Below are 12,362 nucleotides of genomic sequence, written 5' to 3' on the forward strand. Positions count from 1 at the left end.
AGTACACGCCCTGATAAACTCTCTTTTTAATGATTGCTATAGAGTACCACATTGACGCCTTTCGCGCCTTATTCAAAAAATTCGAACATAGGCTTCGATATATTGCGCTATCTCTGTGGCAGGATTGTGAATAGAGTGTCAACAAGCAACGGGGCAACCCCCTTCAATCAAATGCAACAACAGGAATCACCCATGAGCAAAGTATTAGTTTTGAAATCCAGTATTCTGGCAGGGTACTCTCAGTCTGGTCAGCTGTCTGATTACTTCGTTGAACAGTGGCGTGAACAGCATTCTGCTGACGAAATCACCGTGCGTGACCTGGCTGCAAACCCGATTCCTGTGCTGGATGGCGAGCTGGTTGGCGCGCTGCGTCCTGGCGATGCACCGCTGAGCCCGCGTCAGCAGGAAGCCCTGGCCCTGTCCGACGAGCTGATTGCTGAGCTGCAGGCGCACGACGTTATCGTGATCAACGCCCCAATGTACAACTTCAACATCCCTACCCAGCTGAAGAACTACTTCGACCTGGTGGCTCGCGCTGGCGTAACCTTCCGTTACACCGAGAATGGCCCTGAAGGTCTGGTAAAAGGCAAACGCGCTATCGTGCTGACCAGCCGCGGCGGTATCCATAAGGATACCCCAACCGACCTGGTTGCACCGTACCTGAGCCTGTTCCTGGGCTTCATCGGCATCACTGACGTGAACTTCGTGTTCGCTGAAGGCATCGCTTACGGTCCTGAAGTGGCGACTAAAGCGCAGACCGACGCGAAAGCCGCCATCGACAGCCTGGTTGCAGCGTAAGACTTCGCCCTCTCACCGCCCGGTGGGAGGGTTTTTCTTTTCCCCCGCATTTCGTTATTATCCGCTCCCATTCTCCAGCCGGGCGGCCTGATGTCTGCGATTATTGATTCTTTTATTGCCCCACCGTGTCACGACGACATTGAGATCCTCTGGCAGGATGAACATCTGCTGCTCATCAATAAGCCTTCCGGCCTGCTCAGCCTCTCGGGCAAAAATCCGCAAAACCTCGATTCCGTCCACTATCGTCTGGTCCAGAACTTCCCCGGCTGCACGCTGGTGCATCGTCTGGATTTCGGCACGTCCGGGCTGATGGTGGTTGCACGCAATAAGGCCATCAACGCCGCGCTCTGCCAGCAGTTCAGCCAGCGCAGCGTGGAGAAAGGTTATAGCGCCCTGCTTTGCGGACATCTGGAAAACGATGAGGGAGTCATAGACGCGCCGATTGCCAAAGATCCGGCGCTGTTTCCGCTGATGTCGATCTGCGCCATCAGCGGAAAGCCGGCACGCTCCCGCTACCGGGTCCTGGAACGTTTTTATCAGGGTGCAGATCTGCCGTTAACGCGGGTGATGCTTACCCCAGAAACCGGGCGAACCCATCAGCTGCGTATTCACTGCCAGCAGCTGGGACACCCGATTCTGGGTTGCGATCTGTACGGCGGTCTTGAATCGCCGGGGGCGGAAGACGCGCCCCGGCTGATGCTGCATGCCAGCGAGTTGAATTTTATTCATCCCGTGAGCGGAGAGCCGGTTAACGCCCGCCACGCCGCCCCGTTCTGAAGGGGATTACCACATCAAATCGTCCGGGATTTTGAAATCCGCGTACGGATCGTCCTCGTCCTGCTCTTCCTGGCTGAGCGCGCTGTTTAATACGATGCTGTCGGCATCGCGCTGGGCAATTTTGTCCGCCACCACCGCCGGGATAATCGCGTATTCACAGTCGCCGCTGGCGTTGATGACCAGGCGGGCAATCGCCAGACGGCCGTTGATAAGCTGAGCCTGGGTTTGCTTGTCGACCTCAATTTTTTTGATCAGATTACCGTCGGTGAAGTTAAAGGTGATGTTGCCCCTTGAGACGGTGATGCGGTTCATCTCAATCAGCTGCTTCACCTGCGCCTTAAACTCTTTCGCCAGCACGGCCTGCTTCTGCTGCTCGCTCAGCAGCTTGTCGCGCTCGATCTGCGCTTTCTTGTTTTCTTCTACCGCTTCCCGAGCTTCACGTGCCTGAACGCGTGATTTCTTTGCCGTGCGCTGAACCTTCGCCGCCTTTTTGCTGCTGACCAGGCCCGCTTTGAGCATCTGCTCTTGTAAGGTGAGTTTTGTCATGATCTTTCTAAACCGGTTGGAAATTTTGGGGATTATACCGTCATTAAGCCCGTGCCGAAACATAAGTAAAACATAGGACAGCGCACCTTAACTGTCTGATAATTTGGCTGCTGCCAAATAAAGCACACGGGAAACACCCATGATAACGATTATAGCCGCCGACCTGTACGCGCCCGAATCCCAACGCCTCATTGAAAATCTGTCATCAGAACTGGCGGCAATTACCGGGGATGGCGGTACGCGACATTTTAACGTCGACGCGATGGCGGCCGAACGCACGCTGTGGGTTGTCGCTAAAAACGCCAAAGGTGACGCCGTGGGATGTGCGGCATTGCGCCCGATCTCCGGGCAGGTTGCCGAACTTAAGCGAATGTACTCCGACGGAAGCGAACCCGGTATTGGTCAGGCATTACTGGCTTTCCTTGAAGCCTCTGCGCAACGTTTAGGCTACGGTGAAATCTGGCTTGAAACACGAAAAGTGAACAGGCGCGCCGTGAATTTCTATGAGCGAAATGGCTACAGCGTAATCGACAACTACGGACCCTACATCGGCAGGCACGAAGCCGTTTGTTTCGCTAAAAAATTCATGATGATCTAACGCGGTCAGAATATGTGATCAACATCATGAAGTTCGCTCATGTTGCGTTGAAATTAAGTCACTTCCCCTGCGCCGCGGGCTCAGGCATAAATTATGCATCGGTAACTTCTTAGCAACATGAACTTAGGATGCATAACCACAATGAGCAAAGCTTTCACATATACCCTTAAGCGCAGTTGCTTCGATGAGAATTACAACCCGTCAGAAAATACGCGTACGACCACCAACTTTGCCAACCTGGCGCGCGGGGAAAAGCGTCAGGAAAACCTGCGCAACACGCTGGTGATGATCAATAACCGCTTTAACGCCCTGGCGCGCTGGGATAACCCCAATGCCGATCGCTACGCGGTTGAGCTTGAAATTATTTCGGTCGACCTGAACATTGGCGCGGAAAAACCGTTCCCGGCCATCGAGATACTGCAAACCTATATTGTCGACAAAAAAAACAACCAGCGTATTCAAGGTATCGTCGGGAATAACTTCTCGTCTTACGTGCGGGATTACGATTTCAGCGTGCTGCTGCTGGAGCACAACAAGAACCAGCAGCACTTCAGCATTCCGGAAAAGTTTGGCGAACTGCACGGCAATATTTTCCGCCACTTTGTGAAGTCACCTGAATACAAAGAGAACTTCAGAAAAGCGCCGGTGATCTGCCTGAGCGTCTCCAGCAAAGATACCTATCGCCGCACGGGCAACCAGCACCCCATTCTCGGCATTGAGTATCAGCCTGAGGGTGAATCCTTAACGGAACAGTACTTCGCGAAGATGGGCCTGAGCGTGCGCTATTTCATGCCGGAGAACAGCGTGGCGCCTTTCGCGTTCTTCTACACCGGGGATTTACTGAGTGATTACACCGATCTGGAACTGATCGGCACCATCAGCACGATGGAAACGTTCCAGAAAATCTATCGCCCGGAGATTTATAACGCTAACTCGGCGGCGGGGCTGTGCTATCGACCGGATCTGAACCAGCAGGATCACTCATTCACAAAAATTGTGTATGACCGTGAAGAGCGAAGCCGCCTGGCGATTGAACAGGGTCGATTTACCGAAGAGTACTTCATCAAGCCTTACAAACACATTCTTGAGCAGTGGTCTGATAACTACACGCTTTAATACATCAAAAAGGTCTTTTATTATGAAAACATTGCTCCCGACTTCTACCGCTGGCAGCCTGCCTAAGCCGACCTGGCTTGCACAACCTGAAACGCTCTGGTCCCCCTGGAAATTACAGGATCGGGAATTACTGGCGGGTAAACAGGATGCGCTGCGCCTGTCCCTGGATGAGCAAATCCGTGCGGGTATCGATATCGTCAGCGACGGGGAACAGACCCGCCAGCACTTCGTCACCACCTTTATTGAACACCTGAGCGGCGTTGATTTTGAGAACCGCCAGACGGTGCGCATTCGTAACCGCTATGACGCCAGCGTGCCGACCGTGGTCTCTGCCGTCGCAAGGCAGAAACCGGTCTTCGTGGACGATGCAAAATACCTGCGCCAGCTTACGGATAAGCCGATTAAGTGGGCCCTGCCGGGGCCCATGACCATGATCGACACCCTTTACGACGCGCATTACAAAAGCCGCGAAAAGCTGGCCTGGGAATTCGCCAAAATCCTCAATCAGGAAGCAAGAGAATTAGAGGCCGCAGGCGTCGATATTATCCAGTTTGATGAGCCGGCGTTTAACGTCTTCTTTGACGAGGTCAACGACTGGGGCATCGCCGCGCTGGAGCGCGCCATCGAAGGGCTGAAATGCGAAACCGCGGTACACATCTGCTACGGATACGGCATCAAGGCCAACACCGACTGGAAAAAGACGCTCGGCTCAGAGTGGCGACAGTATGAAGAGGCCTTCCCTAAGCTGCAGACCTCTAACATCGACATCATCTCCCTGGAGTGCCACAACTCCCGCGTGCCGATGGATCTGCTGGAGCTGATCCGCGGTAAAAAAGTGATGGTCGGGGCGATCGACGTGGCAACCAACGCCGTCGAAACGCCGGAGGAAGTGGCCGATACGCTGCGCAAAGCGCTGCAGTTTGTCGACGCCGACAAGCTTTATCCGTCAACGAACTGCGGCATGGCTCCCCTCTCCCGCGAGGTCGCTAACGGCAAGCTGAGAGCCTTAAGCGCGGGCGCGGAGATCGTCAGACAGGAAATTCTGGCGAAATAAGCGTCCGGTTTCCGGGTGAGGCGTTAACGGCCTCGCCCGGAGAGCCGTCATGCAAAAAGATCTTTCAGCCAGCCCTGTACGTTTTCTGAAGTCAGATGCGCTGGCGCCCGCGATATCTCATGCCCTCCCCTGAGCGCCAGCAGCGCAGGCAGGCCGCGCACGCCGAGTCGGGTGGCCAGCGCCGGGTTCAGGTCAGCGTCAAGATAGCGTGTATCAAGCCCGTCGGTCAGCGGGATGACCGCCTCCTGAGCCAGAATATGCCAGAGTTTTCGGCAATGTACGCAGCGTTCTGCGCCGACAAACAGCAGCACCGTCCCCTCATGTTCCAGCGCGCTTTCATCCTGAACCGGCCTGAACCGGCCTGAACCGGCTCTCCGCCACGCGGAACAGCTTCGGACTGCGAAGAAGCGTATCGTTATCCGTCGCGACGCACAGCGCATCGGCACCTTTACTGTAGGGCTGCACCCCGGCGACCCGAACCACGCTTTGCGCCGGGCCCGCAGCCGCCGCACCCGGCTGTCGCAGCGCTCGCACGTCCACCGGCTCAATCGGCGTCTCAGCCGGCTGGCTCAGCTGCGGGATCCAGGCGTAGGGAATACGGTACGCGCGGTACACCATATTGTTGTTCAGCGTTTTTCCCCACCAGGGAGAGATATACTCCCAGACGATTTCATGATCGCGCGTCACCTCAAAGATCCGTCCGTTTGATCCTTCGTTAATCAAGGTATTCCCGTTTTCCAGGCGCTGCATATTGCTGATGTACGGGCTGTAGAATCGGTAGGAATCGGTCGGCTGAGGCAAGTTTGCCTCGTACGGCGAGTAGCGCCACTCGATGTCCAGCGTGACCGGGTTGATTTCCAGGATCCGCGAATAATCTCGCCAGGCGTTTTTTACGCCGTCCGCCGAGGCCGGGTTTGGCGCGCCGTACCCGGCCCAGCCGCCGTTATCAAAAATCAGGATATTACCCGCCCCGGGCAGGCCGTGGGGGATCATATGGGCGTGATGCTGTCCGATTATCCAGCCGATGTGTTTCAGCTCCGGCTTGCTGTAATCGGGCCCCAGCTGCCAGACGATGCGGCCGCTACGCTTATCAACAATGGCGATGATGTTGGATTCGCGCGCATCCCAGATAATGTTGTCGGGATGGAAGCGTTCATCTCCTGCGTCATACCATCTGTTCGGCCCGAGCGCCGACATCGAGTTGATATGCATCCAGTCGCCCATTCCGCCGCCGCTGGCGCGCATGTTCGGGTTATTGTAAAGCGCGGTTTTCGCCGCGTCGTCGAAGCCCAGCTCGTGGAAATGGTCGCTGCAGCGCCACTCCCACACCACGTTACCCTGCCAGTCAACTTCGATGATGGTGTCATCCAGCAGGACCTTGTCTGAAATTGCCTCGTTAACCAGATTGGTATGGGCGAGGATCAGCGTATTCCCCCCGTCGACCTGCGGCTCCAGCCCCGGCGCATAATAGCCAACCGGATTGCCCGCGCGCTGATAGTCATGATGCGCCCTCGCCATCCAGCGCGGCTCGTGGCCCGGATCGCCGATTTTTTCGTAGCGGTCAAATTTCCAGGTGACGTTCCCCTCCCAGTCCACCTGAATCAGGTCAAGCATGTCCTGCATTCCGTAGCGCGGGTCGCGTTCGCCGCTGTGCCCGAGGATAGCCCCTCCGGGCAAGATCTTGTTCGGAAAACCGTGCAGCTCTGGCCATTCCCGCACTACCGTGCCGTTCATGTCCACCAGTACGGCACCGTGTTCAGTGGCCTGAAAAAGCGTATAGCCGCTCCAGGCGCGCGCCGGATCGTACAGCGTTGCGCCGGTGGGAAAGACGGAAGGATGTCCCATGTTATTACTCCTTAATTGAATGGTCAGGATGAGGTAATCAGGTTTCGTATCTGGCGACAGGCTGCCGTGAAGGCAGCCTCGTCACGCTGGCGAGGATGAGGCAGCGCCAGGCTAACCACGTCGCGTATGCGTCCGGGGCGTGGGGAAAGCACCACGATCCTGTCCGCCAGCGCTACCGCCTCCTCAACGTCGTGAGTGACCAGCAGCGTGGTGGTGCCTTCACTCTGGTGGATATGCAACAGCTCCTGCTGCAGGGTGTGGCGCGTCAGCGCATCCAGCGCGCCAAAAGGCTCGTCCAGCATCAGTATCTGCGGGCGCGCCACCAGGCCTCGCGCAATGGCCACGCGCTGGGCCATGCCGCCAGAGAGCTGCGCGGGGAGTGCGTTGGCAAATTCAGCAAGCTGCACGCGCGCCAGCATCTCCTCTGCGCGCTGGCGCCTGGCTGCACGGCTGAGTTTTTCATCCGCCAGGCCCAGCATGACGTTGTCAATGACGCGCAGCCAGGGGAACAGGCGGGGCTCCTGAAAGACCATGCCGCGCGCCTTCCCCACGCCGCACACCCGCTCGCCGTTGACGCGGATCTCACCCTGCGTGGTGGGTTCAAGGCCAATCAGCATCCGCAGCAGGGTCGACTTTCCGCAGCCGCTGCTTCCTACCAGCGCGACCAGCTCACCGGCGGCGATATCAAGACTAAAGTTCTGCACGGCGGTTACCTGCTGCCAGGATTTACGCACCTGCTGAAACGAGACCAAAGGCGTGTTGCTCATGATGGCTCCTGTATGCGCCAGCGGGTGGCGCGGATTTCCAGTAAACGTCCGGCTTTATCCAGCGCTGCGCCGGTAATTCCAACGAGCACCATGCCGCAGAGGATGGTGGGCATGTCCAGCAGCTGCTGGGCATTGATCATCAGGCTGCCAATCCCGGTCCCGGAGGACATGAAATATTCCGCGCCAATATTGCCAAGCCAGGCGTAAATCAGCGCCAGCCGAAGACCGGCAAAAATACCGGGCGCTGCGCCGGGCAGAATCAACGTGCGCAGACGCGTCAGCCCGCTTAAGCGCAGCACCCGGGCCACCTCGTCCAGATGCGGATTACGCTGAAGGACGGCCTGCAGGGTGTTAAAGAACATTGGGAAAAATGAGGCCAGGGCAATAAACACCGTTTTCCCGCCGCTATCATTACCGACCCACGCGGTCAGAAGCGGCAGCCAGGCGAACAGGGCAATATGGCGCAGGACGTTGAGCGTCGGGGTGACGATCTCACCGGCGCGCGGGCGCAGGGCCAGCAGCAGGCCGCAAAAAAGTCCCGCGGCTATCCCCACGGCACCGCCAACAACGGTGCGCTCCAGGCTCGCCAGCATGGCTGACGCCAGCTCTCCGCTCGTCGCGCCCTGCACAAAACGCGCGACAACCGCCCGCGGAGATGAAAACAGCGCGGCATCAATCCAGCCCCACTGGCTTGCGGCCTGCCAGAGCACCAGCAGCGCGGCAGGCAGCTGAAGCGCCTGCCAGCTGGCCTGCGGCTTCCAGGCAAGCCGCCCGACGGCAGGCTGGGGCCAGAACACCAGGCGCGAACCGACACGGCTGGCCGCCCAATCCATTACCATGCCGCTCATGCCGACGACGGCAATGGTCACAAAGACAATATCCAGCTGGAACAGCTGACGTCCCCAGACCATCAGGTAGCCAATGCCCTCCGAGGAAGCCAGCAGTTCAACCACAATCAGCGATACCCATGCCTGCGAAAGCGCCAGCCTGAGGCCGGTAAACCAGCCCGGCAGGCTTGCCGGGATCACCAGCCAGCGCAGGCGCTGCCAGCGGGAAAAGTGCATCACTTTTCCAGCCTCGCTCAGCGCCTCGGGCACGCTCGCCACCGCCTGCTGCGTATTGAGGGTCAGTGGCACAATCGTGCTTTTGATGATGACCGCCAGCTTCAGGCCGTTATCAATCCCGAAGAGCACCATAAACAGAGGGATCCAGCCCAGCGTCGGGATCTGCGCCAGCGCATAAAAGAGCGGCTCCACGCGACGGGCCACGCCGGGTACCAGACCAAACAGCGCGCCCAGCACGGTACCGATGATCGCCCCCAGCAGCAGGCCGAGCGCCAGATGCTGCAGGCTGAAGGCCCACTGCGCCAGCAGATCGCCGCGCAGAAGCGCTAGCGCCGTGTCAGCCACCACGCCGGGGGCGGGCAGAATTTGTTCAGGCATCCACCGCGCATACGCGGCGACGTACCACAACAGCAGAAGTAACGCAGGCATGAGCCACGGCCAGCCGTTGAGCCGGATCCTCGGCCTGCCGGAAGGTGTAGTTTTTAAAATCATTTGCGACATAGCGGTTCACTGATTAACGAGCCATGCCGCTATCAAAACCCCTCTTACGGCCCGTCGTCATTGCGTTACGCGAATAATCCCGATGCAACAAATGCATGTGAACCTGCCGGGTGCACGGACGCTGATTTAGCTTTTTTTCACCTGTCCTTTTCCACTAAAAGCATTTAACAGTCGGGCGACGAGGTCTTTAGGGTGAGAAAAAACAACAGGAGTCACTCGTTATGATGAAAGCTTTTATCAACCGCACCCTGCTGGCGCTGGCAGCCGTGATGGTGCTGACGGCGAACGCCAGCGCCGACCCGCTGCGCACCATACGTATCGGCGTACCGGACCAGAGCGCAGGCAGTAAACCCTTTATCGGAGGCCCGCTCGGCATGGCGTATATGCGCCATCAGCTGGAGGACGTGTTTAAACCTCAGGGCGTTAGCGTTGAATGGCAGTTCTTCAAGGGCGCGGGACCGGCGGTGAATGAGGCGCTGGCTAACCAGCAGCTTGATTTTGCCTGGCTGGGGGATCTTGCGGCTATTATCGGAAAGGCAAACGGCCTTCCGACGCGCCTGCTGCTCGGCAGCCGCGGGTCAGAATCCTACCTGGCGGTGACCCGAGCCTCGGGCATTCGCACTCTGGGAGACCTGAAGGGGAAACGGGTCGCGGTCTATCGCGGCACGGCGGATCAGCTGGCGTTTGACCGCGCCCTGCGCACGGCGGGGCTTACGGAACGCAGCCTGCAGGTAATTAATCTCGACTGGAACGCCGGTAAGGCGGCGCTGGCCGCTGGCCGCGTGGATGCCGTCTGGGGCGGCGTATCGCTTCTTGCCTTACGCGGCGAGAAAATAGACGTGGTGGCCAGAAGCGGCGACGCTGGCCGCCAGAATACGACGCAGGCTGCGCTGCTTGGTACGCAGCGCTTTATCGACGCGTGGCCACAGGCTACCCAACAGATCGTCGACGTTCTGGTGAAAAATGCTGCTGAGATAAGCGAGCCGTCCAGCCGCAACGCCTGGTCGGCTGAAATGGCGCAGCAAAGCCAGATCCCCCAGGCGCTCTTCCTGGAAGAGCTGCGCCCCGATGACCTTAACTTTACCACCTCTCCGCGCATCGACCCGTTCCTGACGGACAGCGTCAGCCACAGCGTTGAACAGGCGCAGGCGTCTCGCCTGATCCGTAGCGCGTCTGATGCCCGAGCGTGGGCCGAGGGAAAATTCGTCGAACAGGCGCTCATCGCGCTGAAGCTGGAAGCCCGCTGGCCGCAGTACGATGCCGAAGGACAACCGCGCTAAACCTCCTCCTGCGCCAGCAGCTGAAGCGCGTGCTGGCGGTCAACGTGGAGAATAATGTCGATCATCTTCTCGACCAGCGGCGGCTGAGTTGCATGAACCGGGGAGATAATCCCAAACCGGGTCTGCATCAGGCGCCACTCTTCCGGCAGATCGCTGAGCTCCAGCTTGACCAGGCGGTGGCTCTGCTGGCACAGCGCAAAGCCGTCCTCGCTGGCAAAGCTGACGGCGTGCGTATGGGCCAGCGTAGAAAGCAGCGCGTAAATGTGGTCACACTGAATTGCCGGCGAAAAATCCTGCTGCTCGCTCAGGGTTGCCAGCACTTTGCGCACGCCGGGCGGCAAATAGGGTGCGGCAAACGGATAGCGGAGCATGGTCTGGACGGAGACGGGTCCCTCCTTCGCCAGCGGGTGATCGGCGTGGCAGATAAAGAAGCAGCGCTGCGGGCTCAGCGGCTGAACGCGAAGCTGTGGATCGAGTTCGGCCTGCCAGCTGTCGGCGACGACGAACGGATAGTGGCGAGAGGTCAGCGCCTGATGGAGGGCAAACCAGTTATCAACCTGAAACCTTACCTTCGCCTGGGGCATGCTGCGGTGGAATGCCCCCACCGCGGCGGGGATCAGCCGCGCCGACGGTGCCGGGCCGCAGCCGAACATCACCTCGCCGGTGAGCGCCTCCTCCGCCTCGCGCATCTGGCTGCTTAGCTCAACGTTCAGGGCCTGAAAGCGGCGAGCATAAGGAAGCAGCGTTTGTCCGTGCAGCGTCAGGGTGGGAAGCTTGCTCTGGCGATCGAATAAAGGATGCCCCACGCTCTGCTCCAGCGCCTGAATGCTACGGCTAAATGCGGACTGCGAGAGGCAAACCGCCTCTGCCGCCCGGTTAAAACTGCCGTATTCAACCAGCGCGACAAAGTTGCGAAGTTGGCGAAAATCAAGGTGCATGGCCGAATCATCCTCTGTTGATATCCCTTAACACTACTGGATGCCGGACCCGTCACGCAATCCCGGCTTGCCAGTACGGCGGCGTGCCAAAGCGCTCGACATAATAATCAATCACCGCCCTGACGTTCAGGGGCGGATGTCGGGCATCGGGATAGATCGCCGCGATTGCCTGCTGTTCCGTATTAATGGCGCACTCCAGCGCGGGCAGGAGCGGAATCAGCTCGCCGCGCTGGAGCTGCTCGCTCACCAGCCAGTCAGGAAACAGCACAATCCCCATCCCGCCCAGCGCCGCGGCCAGTAACGCTTCCGCATTATTCGAGGTCATCAACGGCGTCACGGGATAGTGTGTCCACGCCTCGCCCGCTCTGCGCAGCAGCCAGCGGTTAGGCCCTGACGATCCGCGATACACCAGACAGCGATGGCGGTTCAGCTCGTCCGGCCCTTCAGGCGCACCGTACTTACGCACGTAGTCTGGCGACGCGGCCAGGTGATACACCTGCTGCCCGAACACCCGCGCGTGAAGCGAGGAGTCCGTCAGCACGCCAATCCGGAAGATAACGTCGGCGGCATCGCGGTGCGGATCGATAAAATCATCGGTCAGCGTCAGCTCTACGCTCAGGCGCGGATAGCGTTCCGAGAGGCCGGGAAGACCGGGGGCAATGTGCTTCTGGCCGAAAAACACCGGTCCGTTAATGCGGATCGCGCCGGACGGCTCCGCCGCGCGCGCGTCCAGGTCACGTCGCGCTTCTTCCAGGTTTTCCGCCATCGACCGGGCATAGCGAATAAAAAGATGGCCGCTTTCCGTGGGGATGACGGCCCGCGTATTGCGGTAGAAAAGCTGTTGCCCGAGCGCATCCTCAAGCTGGTGGATCACGCGCGATATCTGCGAGGCCGATATCCCCTGCCGCCGCGCCACAGCGGAGAAGTTCTGTGCTTCATACACGTCAATAAAGATCAGCAGCGCGCGGATGCTGATGTTGCTGGCGTCGACCATTAATGCAAATCCTGCAAAGGTGTTTCCAGCATTATGGCATTTTTCTCACCAGGCTCGCGACGTAATCTTCTTCGCCTGAAAACG

At 58.6% G+C, this 12,362-nt stretch carries 11 protein-coding genes and 1 pseudogene; 6 read left to right on the plus strand and 6 right to left on the minus strand.

The genetic code is table 11. From position 1 onward, the window contains the following. Positions 1-192 precede the first annotated feature (192 nt). Positions 193-798, plus strand: a complete 606-nt coding sequence (azoR, locus tag M2433_RS03155; protein WP_059311330.1) for an FMN-dependent NADH-azoreductase — start codon at positions 193-195, stop codon at positions 796-798. A 90-nt stretch (positions 799-888) separates the two neighbouring features. Then, complete coding sequence (locus tag M2433_RS03160; RefSeq protein WP_429052802.1) at positions 889-1,575, plus strand: RluA family pseudouridine synthase; 687 nt, start codon at positions 889-891, stop codon at positions 1,573-1,575. 6 nt (positions 1,576-1,581) lie between these two features. On the opposite strand, the gene M2433_RS03165 is transcribed toward M2433_RS03160, so the two are convergent. After that, on the minus strand, positions 1,582-2,121 hold the full coding sequence (locus M2433_RS03165) for a DUF2058 domain-containing protein (RefSeq protein ID WP_023327414.1): 540 nt from the start codon (positions 2,119-2,121) through the stop codon (positions 1,582-1,584). A 139-nt stretch (positions 2,122-2,260) separates the two neighbouring features. Here M2433_RS03165 and M2433_RS03170 point away from each other — a divergent pair, with 139 nt between their 5' ends. The 3 genes from M2433_RS03170 to M2433_RS03180 all read left to right on the plus strand — a co-directional run bounded on the left by M2433_RS03170 (position 2,261) and on the right by M2433_RS03180 (position 4,889). Continuing rightward, on the plus strand, positions 2,261-2,719 hold the full coding sequence (locus M2433_RS03170; RefSeq protein ID WP_429052803.1) for a GNAT family N-acetyltransferase: 459 nt from the start codon (positions 2,261-2,263) through the stop codon (positions 2,717-2,719). Positions 2,720-2,860: 141 nt separating this feature from the next. After that, a complete protein-coding gene (locus tag M2433_RS03175) occupies positions 2,861-3,835 on the plus strand; it encodes a DUF1852 domain-containing protein (protein ID WP_429052804.1) in 975 nt (324 codons plus the stop codon). Between the two features lie 22 nt (positions 3,836-3,857). Next, entirely contained in the window at positions 3,858-4,889 is a 1,032-nt protein-coding gene (locus tag M2433_RS03180) for a methionine synthase (protein ID WP_063429734.1), read from the plus strand. A 47-nt stretch (positions 4,890-4,936) separates the two neighbouring features. On the opposite strand, the pseudogene M2433_RS03185 reads toward M2433_RS03180, so the two are convergent. The 3 genes and pseudogenes from M2433_RS03185 to M2433_RS03195 form a co-directional block, all read right to left on the minus strand. Further along, positions 4,937-6,734 (minus strand): annotated as a pseudogene (locus M2433_RS03185) (aryl-sulfate sulfotransferase). 23 nt (positions 6,735-6,757) lie between these two features. Then, positions 6,758-7,501, minus strand: a complete 744-nt coding sequence (locus M2433_RS03190; RefSeq protein WP_429052806.1) for an ABC transporter ATP-binding protein — start codon at positions 7,499-7,501, stop codon at positions 6,758-6,760. Next, positions 7,498-9,066: an ABC transporter permease gene (locus M2433_RS03195; RefSeq protein WP_429052807.1), complete on the minus strand. Its 1,569-nt coding sequence runs from the start codon at positions 9,064-9,066 to the stop codon at positions 7,498-7,500. The genes M2433_RS03190 and M2433_RS03195 overlap by 4 nt, the downstream gene beginning before the upstream one ends. Positions 9,067-9,287: 221 nt before the next feature. Between M2433_RS03195 and M2433_RS03200 the strand changes: the two genes are divergently transcribed. Further along, positions 9,288-10,346, plus strand: coding sequence for an ABC transporter substrate-binding protein (locus tag M2433_RS03200; protein WP_429052808.1), 1,059 nt, complete (start codon positions 9,288-9,290; stop codon positions 10,344-10,346). On the opposite strand, the gene M2433_RS03205 is transcribed toward M2433_RS03200, so the two are convergent. Then, entirely contained in the window at positions 10,343-11,284 is a 942-nt protein-coding gene (locus M2433_RS03205) for a LysR family transcriptional regulator (protein WP_223563396.1), read from the minus strand. The genes M2433_RS03200 and M2433_RS03205 overlap by 4 nt on opposite strands. Positions 11,285-11,336: 52 nt before the next feature. Beyond that, positions 11,337-12,278, minus strand: a complete 942-nt coding sequence (locus tag M2433_RS03210) for a LysR substrate-binding domain-containing protein (protein ID WP_429052809.1) — start codon at positions 12,276-12,278, stop codon at positions 11,337-11,339. Positions 12,279-12,362 lie beyond the last annotated feature (84 nt).

The organism is Enterobacter sp. AC1, from assembly GCF_050434705.1.
Classification (GTDB): domain Bacteria; phylum Pseudomonadota; class Gammaproteobacteria; order Enterobacterales; family Enterobacteriaceae; genus Enterobacter; species Enterobacter cloacae_L.